The 22471-nt window shown below is 62.1% G+C and carries 24 protein-coding genes; 15 read left to right on the forward strand and 9 right to left on the reverse strand.

The annotated features are described in order from the left end of the window. Positions 1–20 precede the first annotated feature (20 nt). Positions 21–1643 (forward strand): MFS transporter, encoded by a 1623-nt coding sequence (locus tag AC1MDC_RS02585; protein ID WP_234205559.1) that lies wholly within the window; start codon positions 21–23, stop codon positions 1641–1643. Positions 1644–1692: 49 nt separating this feature from the next. On the opposite strand, the gene AC1MDC_RS02590 is transcribed toward AC1MDC_RS02585, so the two are convergent. Together AC1MDC_RS02590 and AC1MDC_RS02595 are read right to left on the reverse strand one after the other, a co-directional pair. Continuing rightward, positions 1693–2061 (reverse strand): DUF427 domain-containing protein, encoded by a 369-nt coding sequence (locus AC1MDC_RS02590; protein WP_085602857.1) that lies wholly within the window; start codon positions 2059–2061, stop codon positions 1693–1695. Positions 2062–2198: 137 nt separating this feature from the next. Next, positions 2199–3605 (reverse strand): serralysin family metalloprotease, encoded by a 1407-nt coding sequence (locus AC1MDC_RS02595; RefSeq protein WP_480392448.1) that lies wholly within the window; start codon positions 3603–3605, stop codon positions 2199–2201. Between the two features lie 278 nt (positions 3606–3883). Here AC1MDC_RS02595 and AC1MDC_RS02600 point away from each other — a divergent pair, with 278 nt between their 5' ends. Then, positions 3884–5776, forward strand: a complete 1893-nt coding sequence (locus AC1MDC_RS02600) for a DNA topoisomerase III (protein ID WP_480392449.1) — start codon at positions 3884–3886, stop codon at positions 5774–5776. 98 nt (positions 5777–5874) lie between these two features. Further along, positions 5875–6378 carry a GNAT family N-acetyltransferase gene (locus tag AC1MDC_RS02605; protein ID WP_085698208.1) on the forward strand — a complete coding sequence of 168 codons (504 nt, stop codon included), beginning with the start codon at positions 5875–5877 and terminating at the stop codon, positions 6376–6378. A 12-nt stretch (positions 6379–6390) separates the two neighbouring features. On the opposite strand, the gene AC1MDC_RS02610 is transcribed toward AC1MDC_RS02605, so the two are convergent. Next, positions 6391–6762: a hypothetical protein gene (locus tag AC1MDC_RS02610; RefSeq protein ID WP_085654241.1), complete on the reverse strand. Its 372-nt coding sequence runs from the start codon at positions 6760–6762 to the stop codon at positions 6391–6393. A gap of 127 nt (positions 6763–6889) precedes the next feature. Between AC1MDC_RS02610 and AC1MDC_RS02615 the strand changes: the two genes are divergently transcribed. Further along, entirely contained in the window at positions 6890–7219 is a 330-nt protein-coding gene (locus tag AC1MDC_RS02615) for a hypothetical protein (RefSeq protein WP_085698207.1), read from the forward strand. 74 nt (positions 7220–7293) lie between these two features. Here AC1MDC_RS02615 and cynR read toward each other — a convergent pair whose 3' ends face one another. Then, on the reverse strand, positions 7294–8172 hold the full coding sequence (gene cynR / locus AC1MDC_RS02620) for a transcriptional regulator CynR (protein ID WP_480392450.1): 879 nt from the start codon (positions 8170–8172) through the stop codon (positions 7294–7296). Positions 8173–8291: 119 nt separating this feature from the next. Between cynR and cynS the strand changes: the two genes are divergently transcribed. The 3 genes from cynS to AC1MDC_RS02635 all read left to right on the forward strand — a co-directional run bounded on the left by cynS (position 8292) and on the right by AC1MDC_RS02635 (position 9749). Then, the gene (gene cynS, locus AC1MDC_RS02625) at positions 8292–8756 is read left to right on the forward strand and encodes a cyanase (RefSeq protein ID WP_085698205.1); all 465 of its coding nucleotides are present in this window, start codon (positions 8292–8294) and stop codon (positions 8754–8756) included. 84 nt (positions 8757–8840) lie between these two features. Continuing rightward, entirely contained in the window at positions 8841–9077 is a 237-nt protein-coding gene (locus tag AC1MDC_RS02630) for a DUF2790 domain-containing protein (protein ID WP_085687643.1), read from the forward strand. A 12-nt stretch (positions 9078–9089) separates the two neighbouring features. Further along, a complete protein-coding gene (locus AC1MDC_RS02635; RefSeq protein ID WP_085698204.1) occupies positions 9090–9749 on the forward strand; it encodes a carbonic anhydrase in 660 nt (219 codons plus the stop codon). A gap of 48 nt (positions 9750–9797) precedes the next feature. Here the strand turns inward: AC1MDC_RS02635 and AC1MDC_RS02640 are convergent, their stop codons facing one another. Beyond that, positions 9798–11300, reverse strand: coding sequence for an aldehyde dehydrogenase family protein (locus tag AC1MDC_RS02640; RefSeq protein WP_480392451.1), 1503 nt, complete (start codon positions 11298–11300; stop codon positions 9798–9800). Positions 11301–11369: 69 nt separating this feature from the next. After that, on the reverse strand, positions 11370–12278 hold the full coding sequence (glsB, locus tag AC1MDC_RS02645; protein ID WP_064379522.1) for a glutaminase B: 909 nt from the start codon (positions 12276–12278) through the stop codon (positions 11370–11372). A 362-nt stretch (positions 12279–12640) separates the two neighbouring features. Between glsB and AC1MDC_RS02650 the strand changes: the two genes are divergently transcribed. Next, on the forward strand, positions 12641–12844 hold the full coding sequence (locus AC1MDC_RS02650) for an HvfA family oxazolone/thioamide-modified RiPP metallophore (protein ID WP_007950576.1): 204 nt from the start codon (positions 12641–12643) through the stop codon (positions 12842–12844). Positions 12845–12901: 57 nt separating this feature from the next. Next, positions 12902–13417, forward strand: coding sequence for an HvfX family Cu-binding RiPP maturation protein (locus tag AC1MDC_RS02655; protein ID WP_480392452.1), 516 nt, complete (start codon positions 12902–12904; stop codon positions 13415–13417). Positions 13418–13420: 3 nt separating this feature from the next. Here the strand turns inward: AC1MDC_RS02655 and AC1MDC_RS02660 are convergent, their stop codons facing one another. Then, positions 13421–15034 (reverse strand): L,D-transpeptidase family protein, encoded by a 1614-nt coding sequence (locus tag AC1MDC_RS02660; RefSeq protein ID WP_480392453.1) that lies wholly within the window; start codon positions 15032–15034, stop codon positions 13421–13423. A gap of 151 nt (positions 15035–15185) precedes the next feature. On the opposite strand from AC1MDC_RS02660, the gene AC1MDC_RS02665 reads away from it, so the two are divergent. The 4 genes from AC1MDC_RS02665 to AC1MDC_RS02680 all read left to right on the forward strand — a co-directional run bounded on the left by AC1MDC_RS02665 (position 15186) and on the right by AC1MDC_RS02680 (position 18400). After that, positions 15186–15899, forward strand: coding sequence for a murein L,D-transpeptidase catalytic domain family protein (locus AC1MDC_RS02665; protein ID WP_227232878.1), 714 nt, complete (start codon positions 15186–15188; stop codon positions 15897–15899). Between the two features lie 147 nt (positions 15900–16046). Then, entirely contained in the window at positions 16047–16304 is a 258-nt protein-coding gene (locus AC1MDC_RS02670) for a DUF2790 domain-containing protein (protein ID WP_085698199.1), read from the forward strand. A 12-nt stretch (positions 16305–16316) separates the two neighbouring features. Further along, positions 16317–16988, forward strand: a complete 672-nt coding sequence (locus tag AC1MDC_RS02675) for a heavy metal response regulator transcription factor (protein WP_085698198.1) — start codon at positions 16317–16319, stop codon at positions 16986–16988. After that, positions 16985–18400, forward strand: coding sequence for a heavy metal sensor histidine kinase (locus AC1MDC_RS02680; protein ID WP_480392454.1), 1416 nt, complete (start codon positions 16985–16987; stop codon positions 18398–18400). The genes AC1MDC_RS02675 and AC1MDC_RS02680 overlap by 4 nt, the downstream gene beginning before the upstream one ends. On the opposite strand, the gene AC1MDC_RS02685 is transcribed toward AC1MDC_RS02680, so the two are convergent. Beyond that, on the reverse strand, positions 18345–19745 hold the full coding sequence (locus AC1MDC_RS02685) for an MFS transporter (RefSeq protein WP_480392455.1): 1401 nt from the start codon (positions 19743–19745) through the stop codon (positions 18345–18347). The two genes, AC1MDC_RS02680 and AC1MDC_RS02685, sit on opposite strands and share 56 nt — an antisense overlap. 103 nt (positions 19746–19848) lie before the next feature. Between AC1MDC_RS02685 and AC1MDC_RS02690 the strand changes: the two genes are divergently transcribed. Continuing rightward, positions 19849–20736, forward strand: coding sequence for a LysR family transcriptional regulator (locus tag AC1MDC_RS02690; protein WP_480392456.1), 888 nt, complete (start codon positions 19849–19851; stop codon positions 20734–20736). On the opposite strand, the gene AC1MDC_RS02695 is transcribed toward AC1MDC_RS02690, so the two are convergent. After that, positions 20733–21353, reverse strand: coding sequence for a cell wall hydrolase (locus AC1MDC_RS02695; RefSeq protein WP_085698194.1), 621 nt, complete (start codon positions 21351–21353; stop codon positions 20733–20735). The genes AC1MDC_RS02690 and AC1MDC_RS02695 overlap by 4 nt on opposite strands. A gap of 200 nt (positions 21354–21553) precedes the next feature. Here AC1MDC_RS02695 and AC1MDC_RS02700 point away from each other — a divergent pair, with 200 nt between their 5' ends. Beyond that, the gene (locus tag AC1MDC_RS02700; RefSeq protein WP_085698193.1) at positions 21554–22405 is read left to right on the forward strand and encodes a CAP domain-containing protein; all 852 of its coding nucleotides are present in this window, start codon (positions 21554–21556) and stop codon (positions 22403–22405) included. Positions 22406–22471 lie beyond the last annotated feature (66 nt).

Raw genomic sequence — 22471 nt, forward strand, 5'->3', positions numbered from 1 at the left:
TCACTGTGAGGGATACCGATATGTCAGAACACGTTCAGCCTCTGGACGCCGTGCGCAGCGCGGACGCCAGCCCCGATACCCGAAAGGTCATCTTCGCCTCGTCCCTGGGGACGGTGTTCGAGTGGTATGACTTCTTTCTCTACGGCGCTCTGGCGGCGGTCATCAGCAAGCAGTTCTTCGCCGGGGTCAACGACACCACCGCGTTCATCTTCGCGCTGATGGCGTTCGCCGCAGGCTTCATCGTGCGGCCGTTCGGGGCGCTGGTGTTCGGTCGGTTGGGGGACATGATCGGGCGCAAATACACCTTCCTCGCGACGATCATTCTGATGGGTGTGGCGACGTTCGCGGTGGGCCTGCTACCGACTTACGCCAGCATCGGCATCGCCGCGCCGATCATTCTGGTGGTGCTGCGCATGCTGCAGGGCCTGGCCCTCGGCGGCGAATACGGCGGCGCTGCGACTTACGTGGCAGAGCACGCGCCGATCGGCAAGCGCGGTTTCCACACCAGCTGGATTCAGTCCACCGCAACTCTTGGCTTGCTGCTGTCGCTGCTGGTGGTGCTCGGTTGCCGCTATTTCACTGGCGATCAGTTCGAAGTCTGGGGCTGGCGTATCCCGTTCCTGCTGTCGATCGTGCTGCTGGGGATTTCCACCTGGATTCGCCTGAGCCTGCACGAGTCGCCGGCCTATCTGAAAATGAAAGAGGAAGGCAAGGCCAGCAAGGCGCCGATCCGCGAATCCTTCGGCAAATGGGAAAACCTCAAGGTGGTGCTGATCGCCCTGTTCAGTATCAACGCCGGGCAAGCAGTGACCTTCTATGCCGCGCAGTTCTACGTGCTGTTCTTCCTCACCCAGTTCCTGAAAATGGACCCGGCGGTGGCCAACAGCCTGCTGATCATCAGCGTGGTGATCGGCGCGCCGTTCTTCATCATTTTCGGCTGGCTGTCGGACAAAGTCGGGCGCAAACCGGTGCTGATGCTCGGCCTGCTGCTGGCCACGGCGCTGTACTTCCCGATCTTCAAATCCCTGGCTCACTACGCCAATCCGGCCATCGACCGCGCCAGCCAACAGGCGCCGATCACCGTAGTGGCCGACCCGGCCACCTGCACCTTCCAGTTCGATCCGGTGGGCAAGGCCAAATTCGACAGCCCGTGCGACAAGGTCAAGACCTTCCTGGTCAAGCAAGGCCTGCCCTACTCCAGCGTCGCCGCCCCGGCGGGCAGCACGGTGCAAGTGAGCGTCGGCGATGTGAAACTCGACGGTTTTGACGAGGCGGCACTGCGCGGCGCCATCACCCTCGCCGGCTACCCGCAACAGGCTGACATGCAGCAGATCAACAAACCGATGATCGTGGCCCTGATCGTCGGCCTGATCATTATCTCCGCCATGTGCTACGGCCCGCTCGCGGCGCTGATGGTCGAACTGTTCCCGACCCGCATCCGCTACACCTCGATGTCCCTGCCGTATCACATCGGCAACGGCTGGTTCGGCGGATTCCTGCCGACCGTGTCGTTCGCGCTGGTGGTGTACACCGGGGATATCTTCTACGGCCTGTGGTACCCGGTGCTGATTACCGGGGTGAGCCTGGTGGTGGGGATGATTTGTCTGCGTGAGACGAAGAATATCGATCTGGACAAGAACTGATTGATAGATGGGTGGCGGGGGCGCAATGCCCTCGCCACCCTGCGGATTTTCAGACCTCCGCCTCCAGCAATTCAAACTTCACCTGATCGGGATAAAACGCCACGTAGTCCTTGATCTGGCTGACCGAAATCTTCGGATGTTCGTAAGTCCACACCGCGTTCGCCCCTTCGTGTCCGGGCACTTGCAGACTGAAATAGTTGGCATCGCCCTTGTACGGGCAGTAGGTGGTGTGGTCGGTGCGGGCGAAGTATTTTTCGTCGATGTCTTCACGCGGGATGTAGTAGACCGGCGGGTAATTGGCTTCGAGCAGCACCAGCGCGCGGGCCGACGCGGCGACCTGGATGCCGTGGAATTTCACAAGGAGGCAGCCTGGCTGCTCGGCAATGGTGATGACGGGACTGGGACCGGAGGTTTTCATCGGGTGCTCCTGACAACGGCTGAGAGACCGGTTCAGGTATAACCCATGCAGCGCGATCCTGTCGGGCTCGCAGCCGAACGGTTTTTTCGCTCACAAAAAACCGCAGCCGGTGAGGGCTGCGGTTTTCCGTTTTCAGATCAGGCGACGATATCGGTCGCCACGGCCTGCCCCACCACACCCACGGCGAAGTCCACCGAACCCTGGCCCGTGAGGTCGATCATCAGGCTGGTCTGGTTGGTCTGTCCGAAGTAGGTGAGGATCGCATCGCCCGCGTGCCCGGTGAAGCCGCTTACGAAGTTCAGCGTGGCTGCGCCGGTGGCGAACCCGGCGATGCCCGACAGGTCGATCTTGTCCAGGCCGCTGGTGAAATCCATGATCCAGTCCGGCGCGGTCATGGTCGAATCACTGGCTGCGCCGAACACGAAGGTGTCCACGCCTTCACCGCCCCACAGCGTGTCACCGCCGCCACCACCGTAGATGATGTCATTGCCGGCACCGCCGATCAGTTCGTTGGCCGCGCTGTTGCCGATCAACAAGTCATTACCGGAACCGCCAATGGCATTTTCCACGGTCACGCCATAGGCGATGGACACGTTGCCCACCAGGCCACCAACGTCGGAGAACGACCCTTCGTTGAGGTTGATCTTCTGGTTCTGGCTGAAGCCGGAGAAATCCAGGGTGTCGTTACCGCCGCCGTCCCACACCGAGAACACCAGTTCGGAGGCGTTGGAAGTCGCGCTGTAGAAGTCGCGATCAGCGTTGGAGTTGAAGCCGTAAACAGTGTCACCGGCACGGGTTTCGAGGTTCGCACCGTAGAGTTTCTGCACGGCGACGATATCGTCCATCAGCGGTGCCGAGGCGTAGGCGCCGCTGCCGTCCTTGCTGAAGTTCTGGTCGGTGTTGGCTTCGCTCCAGTAGCTCATCAGGCTGTAGCCACGGGTGTCTTCGGCGTATTTGGCGTCGCCGTAGGTCGGGTTGCCATTGCCGGCGTTGTACGCGCCCGGATGCGACAGGCCAAGGGTGTGACCGATTTCGTGGGTCAAGGTCTGACGCCCGTAGTTGTTGGTGTCCGGGGTCTTGTTGACCTGGTACTGATCGTTGATCAGGTACCACGATTGACCGTCGTAGCTGCTGCCCTGCGGCAGGTAGGCGAACGCCGCGCCGCCGGTGCTGACGTCGTAGTTGCCGAAGGTCATGTGGCCGTCGCCGCCCTTGCCTTCGGTGAAAGTCACGTTGGCCACGTCCGACCACGATTGCATCGCCAGCACGGCTTGGGCTTTCTGCTGAGCGCTGAACTCGCTGAAGTTGCCGAGTTTCGGGTTGTAGTTCGACGGTTTGTCGGTCAGGAACGTGTAGGTCAAATCAATCTTGCCGTCGGCATTCTTGTCCTGCCACGACATGCCTTTGCGAAGGATCTCGGCGGCGGCCTGGTCGGCGGTGAACGACGGTTTGCCGTTGACGGTGCCCGTGCCCCGGTCATACAGGTGGCTGAAAGTGTCGACCGCAGTGAAGGCGCTGCTGGCCTGGGAGTAAGGTTGAGACATCGTGTACGTCCTTGTTTCTGAAGAGTCAGTGTCAGACAGAAAAGCGGCGATCTTCTGGCGAGATCGTCCTGTCACTCGCCTTGTCAGGCAGATTGAACCTGCCACAGCCGCCAACGGGGGCGCTAATCAATTTCTCGATAGCGTCCCGGATTGCCCCGACGCGCGCTGTCATGACCGGCAATCCTTTTATCTGTATATCCATACAGATAAAAGTTGCCCGAACGCACGAGTCAGGCCATCCTGTGTGCCTCTTCGGGCAATGAGCGACGACGGTGGTTATGCGGCTGTACCTCTGTGAAAAACCTTCCCAGGCCAAGGATATTGCGGCCGTGCTCGGCGCAAAGCGTCGCGGCGATGGCTGCTGGCTGGGAACGGACGTCACGGTGACCTGGTGCATCGGCCACCTGCTGGAGACCGCGCCACCGGACGCCTACGACGCCAAATACAAGCGCTGGGTCCTGGCGGACCTACCGATCATCCCCGACAAGTGGAAGATGACCGTCAAGCCGCGTACCGCCAGCCAGTACAAGGCGGTCAAGCGCCTGCTCGGCGAAGCCAGCGAACTGATCATCGCCACCGACGCCGACCGTGAGGGCGAAATGATCGCCCGGGAACTGGTGGAGCATTGCCGCTATCGCGGGCCGATCCGCCGCTTGTGGCTGTCGGCGCTGGACGAAGCCTCGATTCGCAAGGCGTTGGCAGCGCTCAAACCGGGCGCTGAAACCTTCAGCCTGTATCACTCGGCGCTGGGTCGCTCGCGGGCGGACTGGTTGATCGGGATGAACATGAGTCGCCTGTTCACCCTGCTCGGCCGGCAATCCGGCTATCAAGGCGTGTTGCCGGTAGGCCGGGTGCAGACGCCGACCTTGCGACTGGTGGTGGATCGCGACCGCAGCATCGCCGATTTCGTGCCGGTCGCGTACTGGGCCATCGACGTACAACTGCTGCACCACGGCACGCCGTTCATGGCGCAATGGCGTGCACCGAATGAGGCCTGCGACGATCAGGATCGCTGCCTCAATCAGGCCCTCGCCCAGCAAGCGGCCGCTGCAATCAGCAACGCTGCCAGCGCCCGGGTGGTTAAGCTGCGCACCGAGCGCATGCGCGAAGTGGCGCCCCTGCCTTTCGATCTGGGTACCTTGCAGGAGGTCTGCTCGAAGAAGCTCGGCCTCGGCGCCCAGGAAACCCTCGACATCGCCCAGGCCCTCTACGAAACCTACAAAGTCATCACCTACCCGCGCAGCGATTGCGGTTACCTGCCCGTCAGCCAGCACGGCGAGGCGCCGGGGATTCTTGCGGCGCTGCGCCAGGCCGATCCGAGTCTGGAAGCCTTGCGCGAGCATCTGGAGCCGCAGCGCCGCTCCCGCGCCTGGAACGACGCCAAGGTCAGCGCCCACCACGGCATCATCCCTACCGCTGCCGCGAAAAATCTCGAGCGCCTGACCGGCAAGCACCGTGCGGTCTACACCTTGATTCGCGCGCGGTATCTGGCGCAGTTCCTGCCCAATCACGAATACGACCGCACTCAGGCCGATTTCGAATGCGCCGGGGAAGCCTTGCGCGCGGTCGGCAAGCAGATCATCGAGCCAGGCTGGAAGCGCGCTTTACCCGAAGCGCTGGCCCCGGCCAAGGGCCGTGAAGCCCCCGCGCCACAGACTTTGCCGCCCCTGACTCAGGGTGCCGAGTGCGCCGTGGCGGACGTCAAGCTCAAGGACCTGTGGACGCAGCCGCCCAAGCCCTACACCGAAGGCGATCTGATCAAGGCGATGAAAAACGTCGCCAAACTGGTGGAAGATCCGCTGCTCAAGCAAAAACTCAAGGACACCACCGGCATCGGCACCGAAGCGACCCGCGCCTCGATCATTCAAGGGTTGCTGGATCGCGGTTATCTGGTGAAAAACGGCAAAGCGCTGTCCGCCACACCCGCCGCGTTCAGCCTGATCGACGCGGTGCCGCGCGCGATTGCCGATCCCGGCACCACCGCGATCTGGGAACAGGCGCTGGACATGGTGCAGAGTGGCGAGATGAGTCTGGAAGAATTCGTCACCAAACAGGCAGCGTGGATGAGCAAGCAAGTGACCCGTTGTGCCGGGCTGAGCCTGACCATCAGCGGCCCGCCGCCTGCCGGCAAGGCCGCTGCGCCGTGGAAAAACAAACGCAAGACCACCTGACGCAAAACCACCGGAACCAGCAAACGCTCGGCGAAACCGGCAGCCAGATAGCCCGCTGCGCGCTACTGTTTCTGCAGTGATGGTCAGGAGGCAGTGGTATGTCGGTCATCGAACTGCGCGCCGCCCGGCGCGACGAACTGGACACCCTCGAAAACCTGATGCAGTTCTACACCTACGACTTCAGCGAGTGGCTGCCGCTGAAGCTCGGCGGCCATGGTTTCTTTCCGATCCAGTTGAAAGGCGATTACTGGCGCCAGCCGGCGACCCGGCCGTTCCTGATCCATGTGGACGGCGAACTGGCGGGGTTCGTGACCGTGGATGACCACATCCTCATCGAAGGCGCCGACTACAACATCGGCTACTTCTTCGTCAGCCGGCGCTGGCGTGGCCAAGGCGTCGCGCAGTTTGTCGCCTCTGCCCTCTTGAGCCACTTGCCCGGTCGATGGCAGATTTTCCATGTCGACGCCAACCGGCCTGCACAGCGGTTCTGGGCCCGGCTCATCCCCGAGCTGAGTAGCGGCGACTTTACCCGCCAGACAAAGACCGTGGACGGCTATCCCTGCACGTTCTACTACCTGCGCAGCCTTTCTCCCGCTGCCTGAACGCCGCTTTTTTCATTCCAGAATGACTTTGTCCGACAATATGTAGTGAGCAAAAATAATCACTACAAAACCGTTGACGGCGTCGTTTGGCTTTTGCATGATGCAGACGTCTCCCCGATCGGGAGCACTGGCAACACGCTTGAGCAAGCTCGTCTGACCGCCGAGCTGTTTTTTCCGGATACACGCTGCCCACAAGGCAGATTGAAGAAGCTGACCTGGCCTGAACGTCCAGTACAAGGACGAGAAGCGCTGGCGAAAATTCTCAAGACGCTTGTGGTCGACCCTGAAAACGTCGTCAAGGAGCCTCCCGGTTTTCGCTGCTTCTCCTCGTTGTGACGCTATTGCGTAGCAGTTATTCAACACGACTACATGCAACAGACGCATGACCCCGTACTTCACACGGGCGACCGCTGACGTCCTGGTTTCGGTGCCAGGGATCAACTAACCGATGGGCTACCTGTATTAGCGAATCAACTTTGAAAGATCACCAAACTGGTCAAGGGGCAATAACATGAATCTGAACAATCAACCTACTATCGAAGAACTGGCTCGTATGTTCGCTGCGCAAAAAGACAGCCACGACAGCCATATTCTGTGGATCAGCAAGTCGGGTCAGGTCCATATTGACTGCCTGTCGCCCCATGCTGGTGAAGAAGAGTTCGACCGGAACAACCAGAACCTGCTGGCCCGCCTGAAGATGTACCGCCGCGGCCATGGCTATGTCGGCAAGAAAGCCGCGGCCGACAAGGACTTCATCGGTAATGTTCTGCAGACGCTGAAACAGGCGTGGGAATCAATGCAGAACAAGAACGAAGTTAGGGTGATTGATCGGTTCTGCTAAGTTAAAACTTCAATAAACAAAAGGGCCTGCTTCCGAATAGGAGCAGGCCCTTTTTTACTGCTCGCAAACAATGCTCATGAACGGGTTTGCAGCACCATCTCCATGAACGCCACCGAGGCCGCACTGTGATAGTTGTTCTGGCGCCGCAACAACGCCGCTCCCCGCTGCGGTGCCTCGCTCTGGACATGCAACCGGCGCAATGCCCGGTCATCGGTCGCAATCGCCTCTGGCAACATGGTCGCAATCGGCGCATGCCGGATCACTTCCAGCAACGTGCTCACCGAATTCACCTCGATCTGCACCTTGGGCGTGATGCCGTGCTGACGGAAATACTCGTCAATCGATAACCGCGTGATGAAGTCCGGTGCCAACAGAGCGAAATCCAGTTGCGCAATCTCACCCGGCGTCAGCACCGAAGCGCTGTCATACAACGGATGCTCTCGCCCGACCATCACGCCCAACGTCTCGACAAACGCCGGGATGCATTCGATGTCAGGGTTGCGCACCGGCGTGAAAGCAATCGCGATATCCAGTGAGTCATCCGCCAGCCCGGCCTCGATGTCGTCCATCGACAACTCGAAAATCTCCAGGTGAATCCCCGGATACCGCGCCACGTAGTCGCGCACCAACGGCCCGACCAGATACGCCATGAATGTCGGCGTCATGGCCAGCCGCAGCGAGCCCCGGGAAAGATCCTTCACGTCATGCAACGCGCGTTTGCCCGCCTCCAGCTCCACCAGCACCCGTCGCGCGCATTCGATATAGGCCTGACCGGCGTCAGTGGGTTTGACCGAACGCGAGGTGCGATCAAACAGATCCACCCCGAGGCTTTCTTCCAGTTGGCGGATCTGTTGCGACAGGGTCGGCTGCGACACGTGCAGCGCTTCGGCTGCCCGAGTGAAACCGCCGTGATCGGCCACGGCCAGCAGGTATCGCAAATGTCGCAACAGCATGGGACGCTCCATCTATAGGCAGTACTTATGCTTTGCATTGTATATCGGTCTTGGACGCTATGAATCAATCGGCAGAAGATGAGCCCACACAGCAAGCCAACCCCGAAAGGAGAAGCACCATGCAATCCCAAGCCTACAACGACAGCCGCATCGCCCTGACCACCCGCACCCTGGATGCCAAGGCACAGAAGAACCTCTCGTGGCAGGATCTGGCCGACGGCACCGGCCTGAGCCTGGCCTATGTCACCGCCGCCCTCCTCGGCCAGCACCCGCTGCCAAAAAACGCTGCCGAAGTGGTTGGCGACAAGCTTGAGCTGAGCGCCGAAGACGTCGCCGCCCTGCAAATCATCCCGCTGCGCGGCAGCCTCGACGGTGTGCCGACCGACCCGACCATCTACCGTTTCCACGAGATGATCCAGATCTACGGCACCACCCTCAAAGCCCTGGTTCACGAGCAGTTCGGCGACGGCATCATCAGCGCGATCAACTTCAAGCTCGACATCAAGAAAGTCGAAGACCCTGAAGGCGGTTCCCGCGCCGTGGTCACCCTCGACGGCAAGTTCCTTCCGCTGCGTCCGTTCTGATTCCTCCGGGCCCGCCCATCGCGTGCGGGCACATCCAAAACCTGAATTGCCAAGTCGTCACCACATCTGTCTGGAGGCTGCCCCATGCAAAAAATTCTGTTGACCCTGGCCCTGCTCGCCGGCCTTGCCGCCCAGGCTCAGGCTGATGAAGAGGCCGTCGCCTACCGCTACGGCATGTCTCTGGACATCGCTGAAGTCGTGAGCATCACCCCGGTCGCCGACATCTGCGGCGTGGTGCCGGTCGAGATGACGTACCTCGACAGCCACGGCGCAAAACACATTCTTCAATACAGCGAATTCGGCACCGGCTGTTCGAACTGAGAGGACTACACCATGAAAAACCTGATCGAAGGCTTCCTGAAGTTCCAGAACGAAGCGTTTCCACAACGCACCGAACTGTTCAAACACCTGGCGACTACCCAAACCCCGGGCACGCTTTTCATCACTTGCTCCGACAGCCGCGTCGTCCCGGAACTGCTGACCCAGCAAGAACCCGGCGAGCTGTTCGTGATCCGCAACGCCGGCAATATCGTGCCCTCCTACAGCCCGCATCCGGGCGGGGTTTCGGCGACAGTGGAATACGCGGTGGCTGTGCTCGGCGTGACCGACATCGTGATCTGCGGCCACTCCGATTGCGGCGCCATGACCGCCATCGCCCAGTGCAAATGCATGGATCATCTGCCCGCCGTCAGCGGCTGGCTGCAACACGCCGAGTCGGCGAAAGTGGTCAACGAATCACGGCCACACGCCAATGACGCGGCCAAGCTGAGTTCAATGGTGCGGGAAAACGTGATCGCCCAACTGGCGAACATCCAGACTCACCCAAGCGTGCGCCTGGCCCAGGAGAAAGGCCTGCTGAATCTGCATGGCTGGGTCTACGACATCGAGACCGGCTCCATCGATGCCTTGAGCGAAGACCGCCGCACCTTCGTCTCACTGGCCGAGCACCCGTCGACGTGCGCGGTCTACGGTCAGGCAGTCGATGCTGCTTGAAAACACAACGCCGCGCCCCTCATTGCGACGGGCGCGGTGTTGTTCCGTTCAGCGTTTTACGCCCAGATCGATTTGCGTCATGCGGCTGCGTACGGTGAACACACCGTCGCCGGAGAGGATCGCGCTGCGGGCAAACAGGCGGCCGCTTTCCCAGTTCGAAAGGCCCAGTTCCGGCTTGTTCAGCGCGTATTGGCCATCGACCCATCGAGTGATCCCGTTACCCACGAACGGCGCGTTGACCGCGCTGTAGAAGCGCTCCTGAACCGCTGCATCTTCGCTGATCAACGACACTGTGAATTGCGGGCTGTAGCGATTGAACAGCGCGATGGCCTGATCCAGATCGTCGACGATCATCAGGCTGGTTTCCGGGGTTTCTTCCCATTCCCACTCGCGACCCAATTGTGCTTGCGGCAGCGGTTCAGCCAGCGCTTCGGTCTGGTAACCCTCGGCGCGATAGACCTCGACCGTCGCGTTCTGCCAGTCGCTCGGCAGGTAGCTTTCGCTGCCTTCGACGATGTGCAGTTTGCAACCCTGACCACGCGCAGCACCGGCCTGCTGCAAGGCGTCGAGGAACAGCGGCACCAGTTCGGCAGCACGCTCGCGCTGGATCAGGCAGACGTTCAGCGTGTTGCAAACCTTGCGATCCAGCGAGTTGCGCACCACCGCGGCAAAGCGCCTGGCGTCGGCATCGCGATCGGCGATCAGCCACGCGCCACCAGTGCCGTGCAGGCTGACGGCGGTGCCGGCCTGCTGGGCGATGCTGCCCAGCTGACTGACCGCGCGGCCCGAACCACGTGCCACGGCCAGCGACAGACGCCGATCGGCGAACATCGCCCAACCGGCGGCGTGGTTGACGCTCTCCACCAGCGACACCGCACCCGCCGGCAGACCGGCATCGGCCAGCGCCGGATTCAAGGCATGGGTAACGATGGCTTGCGCGGTGCCCAATGCATCGCTGCCAATGCGCAGCACCGCCGTGTTGCCGGTGCGCAGTACGCCAGCGGCGTCGGCGAAAACATTCGGTCGACCTTCGAACACGAACGCGACGATACCCAGCGGCGACACGACCTGCTCGACCTTCCAGCCGTCATGCTCGACGCTGCTGATGACTTTGCCGCGGGTGGCCGGCGCATCACGCCAGGCACGCAGGCCGGCGATCATGTCGCGGCGCATGCGCTCGTCGGCGAGCAAACGGGTGGTGGAACGACCGCGAACCTTGGCCCGTTCGATGTCGGCGAGGTTGGCGGCTTCGATCAGTGCCCAGGCGTCCGGGTTTTCCAGGCTTTGGGCGAACAGATCGAAGAAGCGGCTGATGGCCTCATCCGATACAGCGGACAACGCGGTAAACGCCGCCGCTGCACGCTCGATCGCCACCGATGCGGCCTGCTGATCCACCACCGGAATCAGCAACAGCTCGCCGCTCACCTGCTCCACCAACAGGTGATCGCCGGGTCGGAAACGCTCGGCCAGTTCGGGGCTGACCACGGTGACGCGGTTACCGGCGAAAGGGATAGGCGTGCCAGCGACGAGACGTTCGAGCGCGAGAGACATGGAGCAGATTCACCATATTGAGGGCGGCCGGAAAATGTATAGGTTGGCCTCCCTCAAAGCAACACGGGCTCAGAACACCGACCAGCCAATCCGCGAACTGAGCATTTCCAGCGCCGCCATCCCCGCCAGCGAGTTGCCCGCCGTGTTCAGTTCCGGCGACCACACGCACACCGTGAACTGCCCCGGCACCACCGCGACAATGCCGCCACCGACGCCGCTCTTGCCCGGCAGACCAACGCGATAGGCAAAGTTACCGGCCTCGTCGTAGAGGCCGCTGGTGGCCATGATCGAGTTGACTTGCTGGGTCTGGCGCCGGCTCAGAATCTGCTCGCCGCTGTGTTTGCAGAAGCCGTCGTTGGCCAGGAAGCAGAACGCCCGAGCCAGGTCGATACAGCTCATGCGCAGCGCGCAATGGCTGAAGTAGCTGCGCAGCACCGCCTCAACGTCGTTGTGGAAATTGCCGAAGGATTGCATCAGATACGCCATCGCCGCGTTGCGCGCGCGGTGCTGGTACTCGGAGTCGGCGACCTTGCCGTCGACCATCACCTGTGGGTTGCCCGACAGCCGCCGGACGAAGTCGCGCATCGACAAGGCCGGTGCGGCAAAGCGCGACTGATTGATGTCGCAGATCACCAGTGCCCCGGCATTGATGAACGGATTACGCGGACGGCCGCGTTCGAACTCCAGTTGCACCAGCGAGTTGAACGGCTGGCCGGACGGCTCGTGGCCCAGGCGTTCCCAGATTGCCTCGCCGGAATGTTCGATGGCCTGCACCAGGCTGAACACCTTGGAAATACTCTGCACCGAGAACGGCGTCTCGGCGTCGCCGGCGCAATACATCTCGCCGTCGTTGCCATACACGGCGATGCCCAGTTGATTGGCCGGCACGGTGCCGAGGGCGGGAATGTAGTCAGCCACCTTGCCCTGCCCGATCAGGGGCCGGACAGCGTCAAGGATCTCGTTCAACAGCGCTTGCATGCCGGGTCTCGAAGTCTCGCCCCATGGGATTGCGGGGACACCGTGGCTAGACGCTGCGGGGCTGAGGCAAATCACACATTCGGAATATTTGGAGATCCATTGTGGGAGCGCGCTTGCTCGCGATAAGGCCAGGACAGCCAGCATCCTCGGCGCCTGAGCCACCGCCATCGCGAGCAAGCTCGCTCCCACAATTTTTGAGCAGTCTGTGTATCGCAGTGTGTACGGCTCGATGCCCGACACATCCCGCGCACAAATCCGGCCCTTCGCGACACATCAGCGATACAGCCCGGCGTTCAAATGAACCTGTCGATCGGCAACACCGATCAAGCCTTTGAACTCACACCTCGCATCGGAGATTCACCATGACCAAGCTTTCGAAAACTTCCCTGACGCTGGGCCTGCTGCTTGCCGGTGGCCTGGCCCTGTCCAACGCCGCTTCGGCTTCCGAAGCCTTCAGCGTCAAGCAACTGGATCACGGCTACAGCCAGACCCAGGCCAAGGCCGACTCGGCGGAAAAAACCTCGGAAGGCAAATGCGGCGAAGGCAAGTGCGGCGCCGGCGAATAACCCTTTGCACGGGGTACGTCGGTGCCCCGTTTCCCTTTGAATGAATGGAGCCTTGCCATGACCACAGCTCTCTCGGCGGCCGTCAAAGGCCTGCATTTGAACCTCGACCGCGCCGGCCAGTGGCTCGCACCGCTGACCTTGCGCCTGTTCATCGCCTGGGAATTCTTCGAATCGGGGCTGGAGAAATTCAACGGCCAGAACTGGTTCGAAGACATTCAGGAGCGTTTCCCGTTTCCCTTCGATCACTTGCCGGCGACGCTGAACTGGGAGCTGTCGATGTGGGCCGAGCTGATCTGCGCCTTGGCGATCCTGATCGGATTCGGCACGCGGATTTCGGCGATTTCGCTGATGGTCGTGACCGTCGTCGCCACCGCAGCCGTGCACTGGCCGGCGGACTGGTCATCGTTGAGTGAACTGGCTCAGGGGTACGCGATCACCAACAAGGGCTTCGGCAACTTCAAGCTGCCGGCGATCTACCTCGCCGCATTGGTGCCGCTGGTGTTTGCCGGGGCCGGCAAGTTGAGCGTGGATGCCTGGCTGGCGCACTTGTTCTGGAAACGCGCCAGCCGCTGAGGATCAATGCGCCCGGTCCAGCCCGGCCAGCAGCGCGCTGTCCCGGCTGTAGATGTCCGGTGCGTAGAGCACGCGACCATGGTCGTCGGCCTGGGCCGTCCAGTAAGTCATGAGGATCGGCACCGGATTGCTCAGGCGGAATTCATGGGTGGTTCCGGTAGCGAGCAAGGTATCGGTGCGCGCCTTCTCCGCCGGGCTGAGCAGGAAGTCGCGCAGCTTCATCGGATGCTCGACCCGCACGCAGCCGGAACTGAACGCCCGTGGTCCCTTGTCGAACAGCGCCTTGCTCGGCGTGTCGTGCAGGTACACCGAAAACGGGTTGGGGAAACGAATGACCATTTGCCCCAGCGGGTTGCGCGGCCCGGCGTCCTGACGCAGGAGGATGTTGCCGGGGTTGTCCCAGTCGATGTCGGCGGCGGCCAGCGGCTGGCCATTGGCGTCGAGCACTTGCAGGTTCTGGCGGCTGAGGAAGGTCTGGTCCTTGCGGATTTCCGGCAGTTTGTCTTCCTTCCAGATGGTCGGCGGCACGGTCCAGGTCGGGTTCAGGGTCAGGCGCGTGACCCGGGATTTGAGCAGCGGGGTCTGGCGTTCGGCGCGCCCGACCTGGGTGCGGGTGTGCCACACCGGCAGGCCACCCTGATAAAGCGTCAGTTCGGCAGCGGCGACATTGACCAGCAAACCGTCCGGCTCCATGTCCTGGGCCATCCAGCGGAAACGTTCAAGGTTGACCCGCAACTGTTCGCGACGGGTCAGCGGACTGATGTTGAGCTCGGCAATCGTTCCCGGCCCGACCACCCCGTCGGCCTGCAACGAATGGTTGGCCTGAAAGCTCTTCACCGCCTCGACCAATACGCCGTGATAAGCGTTGTCCGGCGTGCCGACCAGGCTGCTCAGGTAGCCTTCGCTGTAGAGCCGCCGCGCCAGTTCCGGTACGCGTTTGTCTTCCATGTCCGGACGCAACAACGGGCCGTTGCCCACCGATGTCCATTGGGGCAAGGCTTTCAGGCGCTGAGCGGCGTAGAGATGACGCAGGTTCTGGTATTGCGCCAGTTGCGGGCGTGCCAGATCGAAGGCGGCCGCAACGTTGTGCACGCCCGGAACGGCGATGGCAAGCAATTCGGCCTGACGGTCGCGTGGCGTTTCGTCGGAATGCCACAGCGGTTCGAAGTGCGATTGCAACAGGAGACCGTAATGCAGATCCTGCAGGGCTTGCAGGTAGTAACGGCTGATCTGGATGTCGGCGCACAGTTCGCCGTCCTGCGGGGCGGTGAGCGCCACCGGATAGCGTTTCGGGTTCAGGCCATCGTCGGCCAACAGCTGCAATTGCGCATGCAAGGCCGGCAATTGCCCGCCATCGGCCCACACCGGCAGCCAGTCCTGCTGCTGGTAGAACGCGCGCAATTGATTCAGCGCCGGACCATTGAGGCTGGTGCCGATCGTCGGGCACGCCTGCGGCAGGCTGATCAGCGCAGCCTGCAACGGGCTCTGCGGCTCGACAGGCATTTGCGTCGGTACGGGCGGTAGCGTCGGGAGCCCCGGCAACGGCTCTTCGGCACAAGCGACAAACGGCGCAGCGAGCAAACAAATGCTCAAGTAGCATGCGTACTTTTTGAACAACTGCTTTACTCCAATCCATGGCCGTCCTGATTGACGGTCAACCTTACCTCAGGTGCGGTGAACAGTCAGGCCCGATTCGCGGGCTTGCCGGGAACGACTGGACGTCAGGAGCCTAAGTGCCAAACAAGTAGCAAGTGGAGACTCACGTTAAATGTTGACGTTTTTGCGCCGACTTCTGCTGACTGCCACCGCCATTGGCGTGCTGACCAGTCCAGCCTTTGCCGCCGGCACCTCTTCGCCGGTTCTGTACACCAGCCTCGCGCACGCCGCTCCGGAACTCAATCCCCAGGCGCTCAAAGGTGCCTTGAACGCCATGCAATGTGCGATCAACAACGGCGCGAAACAGTCCCGTCACCTGGCGATCATCGACTATTCGCAGCCGTCCACCGAGCGTCGGTTGTGGATCTTCGACCTGACCCGGAAAAAACTGGTGCTGCGTGATCTGGTCGCCCACGGCTCGAATTCCGGGGAAAACTTTGCCACCCGGTTTTCCAACCGTGAAGGCAGCTTTCAGTCCAGCCTCGGCCTGTTCCGTACCCAGGAAAGTTACCAGGGCACTCACGGTTACTCGCTGCGCATGGACGGTCTGGAGCCGGGCATCAACGACATGGCCCGCGACCGCGCCATCGTGATCCACGCCGCCGACTATGTGAACCCGTTCTGGAGCAAACGCACCGGTCGTCTGGGCCGCAGCCAGGGTTGTCCGGCCGTGCGACCGCAAGTCGCCAAACGGGTGATCGACAGTCTGAAGAATGGCCAATTCATGTTCTCCTGGTACCCGGATCAGCAGTGGCTGAAATCCTCGCCGTATCTCAACTGCCAGCCGCAACAGATCGCGAGCATTCTCAGCACCCACGCCAGCTGAATACTCTGTGGGAGTGCGCTGGCTCCCACAGGTTCGTTTTATTACAGATTTGTCATCGAGTTGTCGGTTTGCCGAGCGGATCGCCCGGTAGCTTGAAGTTGTCCCGGCCAGAACGCCGATCAACTTCAACGACTCGAGTGACCCATCATGAAAACCCTGATCCTCGCCTTCACCGCCCTCCTCGCCACCGGCTCCGTGTTCGCCGCGCCTGCACCGGACGCCGCCGTCATTCATGACAAAACCGGTTTCTTCGTGCACCTGGATGTCGACAAAGTCATCTCCAGCACCGATATTTCCCAGGCTTGCGGCGTGATTCCCGCGCAACTCAAATACCTCGACCACCAGGGCCGTGAACATGTGCTGGACTATCAAGTGCAGGGCAGCGGCTGCACCAACGACCATTGAGGCACAGTGCCCATGAATATCCTTGTTGTCGAAGACGAACCCAAGGCCGGCAATTACTTGCTCAACGGCCTGCAGGAACTGGGCTACAGCGTGAGCCTGGCCCGGGACGGCGCCGACGGTCTGCACCTGGCGCTGGAGTTCGACTTCGACGTGATCGTGCTGGACGTGATGATGCCGAAAATGGATGGCTGGGAAGTCCTGCGCCGGCTGCGCAAGGAAGCCGACACGCCGGTGCTGTTCCTGACCGCCCGCGACGACATCGCCGACCGGGTCAAAGGCCTGGAACTGGGCGCTGACGATTACCTGATCAAGCCGTTTTCCTTCGCCGAACTGGTGGCGCGCCTGCGTACCCTGACCCGACGCGGGCCGATCCATGAAGAAGAGCATTTGCAGGTGGCCGATCTGCAGATCGACGTACTCAAACGCCGAGTCAGCCGCGCCGGCAACCGGATCACCCTGACCAACAAGGAATTCGCCTTGCTGCAACTGTTCGCCACCCACACCGGGCAAGTGCTGTCGCGTTCGCTGATTGCCTCGCGGGTGTGGGACATGAATTTCGACAGCGACACCAATGTGGTCGATGTCGCCGTGCGCCGCCTGCGGGCGAAGATCGACGATCCGTTCCCGCTCAAGCTGATCCACAGCGTGCGCGGCATCGGCTACCGCTTCGATACCCAGCCATGAAAATCGCCGGCACGTATTCGCTGACGTTACGCCTGGCACTGGTCTTCGCGGTGCTCGCCTTCGCCGCGCTGGCGGGCCTCGGCGCGGCGCTGTACAACCAGCTCGAAGAGCAACTGACTCGCCGCGACGACATCCAGTTGGTCAGTCGCATCGATCAGTTACGCACCATCCTCAACGACAGCAACACGCTCGAGCTGATCAAGACCAAACCGGCGCTGTTCCAGAACATGCTGGGCAACCGCGAAGCGCTGCTGACCATCGGTGCGCCGGGGCAACCGCCCTTGTTCGTGGTCAACCCCGGCGACCTGGCACTGCCAAGCGTGCCCGCCGTACCGATCGACCATGTCATGGCGCTCAACGACGTGCAGCATCTGCCGAGCATCAACGGCGTGCCGTTCTCAGCGGTGGCGGCCAGTATCGACTCCGGCGACCAGGGCAATCTGCAGGTGCTCATCGCCAAGGTGATGAGCGAACGTACGGCGATGCTCGCCAATTACCGGCTCAGCGTGTACGGCCTCGCCTCACTGGCGGCGATTGTGCTGGCGCTGGTCGGTTGCCTGTTGGTATATCGCGGCTTGCTGCCGTTGCGGCGGATTGCCCGGCATGCCCACGGGATCGGCATCGCCAACCTCGGCGAACGCCTCGACCGCCAAGGCACGCCCCGGGAATTGCAGCCAATGATCGAGTCTTTCAATGCGATGCTGGACCGGCTCGACCGAGGGGTTGCGCAACTCAGTCAGGTTTCCACCGACATGGCCCACGAACTGCGCACGCCGATCAACAACCTGCTCGGAGAAACCCAGGTCGCCCTGCAACAGAACCGCAGCGTGGACGCCTATCAGCAGTTGCTCGCCTCCAACGTCGAGGAACTCGAACGGCTGGCGCGGATGCTCGACAACATGCTGTTTCTCGCCCGCACCGACCCGGCCAGCGCGCTGAGCCAGCGTCAGGAGCTGGACGCCTGTGATGAGATGCAGCGCATCGCCGATTACTTCGAAGGCCTGGCCGCCGATGTCGGTGTCACCATCGAGGCCCGTGGCAGCGGCGTGATCTGGGCCGAGCCGATGCTGCTGCGTCGGGCCCTGGCCAATCTGTGCGCCAACGCGATCAAGTACGGCGCGGCGGACTCGACGTTGCAAGTCGAAGCCATCGCCGAAGCGGACGGCAGCTACCTACGGGTACGCAATCAGGGCGCGACCATTGCTCCCGAACACCTGTCGCGACTGTTCGAACGCTTCTACCGCGTCGATCCGTCCCGCGAACGCTCGGCCCAATCCAACGGACTGGGCCTGTCGATCGTGGCGACCATCATGCAGTTGCATCAGGGCCGCTACAGCGTCAGCAGCGCTGATGGCTTCACCTGCTTTGAACTGTTCTTTCCGGCACGGGAGACGCGAGACGCAAGTGTGTGAAGGCGCCAAGGACAAGCGCCGCGAACATCAACGCCGTGGCCACACCGAAGGTCATGTGCAAGCCGCCCGCGATGACCGCGGCCGGCGCCTGGGTCGGATCATCCGTGGCCAGGGCGAACACCGCGCCCATCGCTGCCGCCCCGGTGATCAAGCCCAGATTGCGCGACAGTCCGAGCATGGCCGAGACCACGCCGCGCTGATCCTGAGCAACCCCGGACATCAACCCGGTGTTGTTGGCGGCCTGGAACAGCGCATAACTCAACGCCACCACCGTGATCGGCAGCACATAGGCAAACACCCCGAAACTCATCGGCAACAGCGCCAACAGACCACATCCGCAGGCCAGTCCGAGCAACGCACCCGGCACCATCCGCCGCGCCCCGAAACGATCCACCAGCCGCCCCGCCGGTACGCCGCTGAACGCCGCCAGCAACGGCCCGATCGACAACACCAGACCGACCTGAGTGCTGGAAAGACCCAGTCCTCGGCTCAGGTAAAACGGCCCGACCACCAGCGTGGTCATCATCACTGTCGTGACCAGCAACGTCAGCGCCAGACTGCTGCTGATTCGCGTGTCGGTGAACAATGACAGGTGAATCAGCGGCGCCTTGCTCCGCTTCTCGACCAGGATGAACAACCCCACGCCCAACAGACTGAGCAACAGCAACGTCGGGGTGAGGCCTTCAATCGTCATCGCCAGTGCATAGGCCGCCAGCGTCAGCATCAGTACGGCGGTGCCGGGATAATCAAATGCAACTCCCGAGCGCACGATCCGGTCCTTCGGCAAATAGCGATACACCAACCATGCGTTGAGCAAGCCCAGCGGTACGTTGATGACAAAGATCGACTGCCAGCCGACATGCGCCATCAACAGCCCACCGAGCGACGGTCCGAGGGTGGTGCCGGTGGCGGACATCGTGGCCAGCAACCCCATCGCACTGCCGGCCCGGGACTTGGGCACCGCATCGGCCACCAGCGCCACCGTCAGCGCGAACATGATCGCCGCGCCAAGGCCTTGCATCGCCCGCGCACCGATCAGCCATGCGAGGCTCGGCGCCAGCGCGCAGGCCAGCGAGGCGGCGGTAAAGATGCCGATACCGATCAACAGCAAGCGTCGCCGCCCGAAGCCGTCCCCCAGTCGCCCGACGCTGACAATCAACGTGGTGACCGCCAGCAGATAGGCCAGCACGATCCATTGCACTTGCTGAAAGGACGCATCGAACGCTGCCGCCAGCGTGGGCAGTCCGGCGTTGGCGATGCTGGTGTCGAGTGACGGCATCAACATCGACAGCGCCAGACTGGTCAGCGCCCAGCGGGCTGAGGGGTTCAGGGGTTCTCGGTACATGGGAGGCTCACGGAGCAGAAGTCATGCGGCATAGCCTGAGCCTCGACAATACAAGGCGCAAGACGCATGCTTTGCACTTGATACCTGCATGGAACGCCATGTCATGAATGCACCGGATCTGAACCTGTTGATCACCCTCGACGTGTTGCTGAGCGAAGGCAGCGTCGCCCGCGCCGCCGAGCGCCTGCGTTTGAGTCCGTCAGCCATGAGCCGCGCGCTGGCCCGGCTGCGCGAAACTACCGGAGATCCGCTGCTGGTGCGCGCCGGCCGAGGACTGGTGCCGACCCCACGCGCGCTGGAGCTGCGCGACCGGGTCAGTTATCTGGTGCAGGAAGCCGAAGCGGTTTTGCGGCCGGCAGAAGTGCTCGATCCCGGCCAATTGCGGCGCACGTTCACCCTGCGCAACACCGACGGTTTTGTCGAAACCTTTGCCGCCGCCCTGCTCGCCCGCATCGCCGAAGAGGCACCCAACGTGCGTCTGCGCTTTGTGCAAAAGGCCGACAAGGACAGTACGCTGTTGCGCGCAGGCCGGGTGGACCTGGAAACCGGCGTGGTCGACGACAGCACCGACCCGACGCTGCACAGCCGGATCCTGTTCCGCGATCAGTGGATCGGTGTGGTGCGTGAGGGGCATCCGTTGAGCATCGGCAAGGTCAGCGTCAAACGCTTTGCCGCAGGCCAGCACATTCTGGTGTCGCGACGCGGGCGCAGCGGCGGCCCGGTGGACGAAGCATTGCTCGCTTTCGGCCTGACGCGGGATATCGTCACCTCGTTCGGCGGGTTTTCAGCGGCGCTGACGCTGGTCCGTGAATCAGACCTGATCGCCACCGTCCCGGAACGTCACACCAGCAAACTGCGAACGGGCCTGCACAGTTTCGCCCTGCCATTCCGGATGCCGGACATCAGCGTGTCGATGCTCTGGCATCCGCGCATGGACGCCGACCCGGCGCACCGCTGGCTGCGCAATTGTGTGCGCGAAGTCTGCGCCTAACGCGCATCCCCGCCAGTGGGTTTATAAAACAGGAATTTCCTGGTCTCGGCGGTCCTGATGTATTCCTTGGCCCAGCCCGGATGAACGTTGCGATCGTGGAAATACAGCGCGCCGTGGGTGCGGTCGGTGAGCTGACGGTTCAGGGCCTTGCCGGCGATTTCCTTGGCCAGCGCATACTCGGCATCTTCCTTGACCTGATCCGGACGCCCGTCGCACCACCAGGAGAACTGGCAACTCTTGCTTTCCGAGCCCTGCTTGACCACCTCGCAGACCGTGCCTGGAAAGCCGTCATGCCCGAGGCGATTCATCACCACGCTCGCCACGCCTTCCATGTCGGCATTGTCCTTGCCCTTGGCTTCCCAATAGATGCTGCGTGCCAGACAGGTGATCGGGTCGTCCAGCGGTGCGGCTCCGGCGGGGTCGACCGCCTGAGCCTCGGTCGGGGTGATGGCTTCGGATTTGGGTGCCGGGGGCGCGTCGGGTTTGTCGGCGGCCTTCTCTTCCAGTACCTCGGCTTTCGCTTCGGCCTTTTCCTTGATCGGCGCCTGATCAGTGGCCAGTGCCGCGCCGCTCAGGAGGGTCAACGCAAGACAGCAAAGCAACCCGTTCAATCGCATGATCGATTCTTCCGAAAGCGCCCGTCGCGGGCAAACTGTTACGTGGTTGAGACGCCCGGTTTGCGGGGTCTTCGCAGAGTGTAGACGGCAAATTGCACGGAATCGTTCGGTAGAAAATTCCGCGCGATGAAGAAAAAGACATTGCACGAACCGGGGCCCTTTCGCGCATGATGTGCGCACTCAGCCCAAGGGAGATTTCCATGCGCTTCATGCCATCCGTTCTGCGACTCGCCGCGTTGTCCGTGGGCCTGGCGTTGGCCACTTCGGCCATGGCCGCCGACGAGTCGCAATTGATCGAATCGATCAACAGCTACCGCAGCCAGCCGCAGCGTTGTGGCAGCCAGGCGTCCAGCGAATTGCCGCCACTGTCGGCCGATCCGCGCCTGATTCTGCCGGCAAGCGGCGTAGTGGATTTGCAGCAGGCGATGTCCAGCGCTCGCTACCCGATGGTCAACGTGCAGGCGATCACCCTGAACGGGCCACGGGATGCGGCGTCGGCGATGAAGGCGATTCAGGAGAGCTTCTGTCAGGTGGTGCTGGATCCGCAGTTCGTCGATATCGGCGTCAGCCGCGCCGACCGTGACTGGCGCATCACTCTGGCCCGGCCACTGCTGTCTGCCCGCCTCGGCGACGGTCAGGCTGAAGGCCAGAAACTTCTCGAACAACTCAACGCCGCCCGCGCCCAACCGCGCCAGTGCGGCGGTCAGGCATTCGCGGCGACTGCGCCGCTGGCATGGAATGCCGTGCTCGGCGGTGTCGCCCAGGAACACAGCCGCGAGATGGCCAACAACAATTATTTCGACCACAAGGACCGCAACGGCGGCACTCCCGGCGACCGCGCCGAACTGGCCGGCTACAGCGGCCAGCAGGTCGGCGAGAACATCGCCGCCGGGCAGGACACGGTGCAGAAAGTCGTTGCCGGCTGGCTCGCCAGCCCCGGCCATTGCGCCAACCTGATGAACCCGCAGTACCGCGAAATGGGTGCTGCTTACGCAGTCGATCCGAAGAGCAGCGCCGGCATTTACTGGACGGCGATGTTTGGTGGCGAGTAAACATTAAAACCACCACAGGACTCAGTGGTGGACTCAGATTTGGGCAATAAAAAACCGGAGCCAGGC

This window comes from Pseudomonas sp. 1, assembly GCF_056626735.1.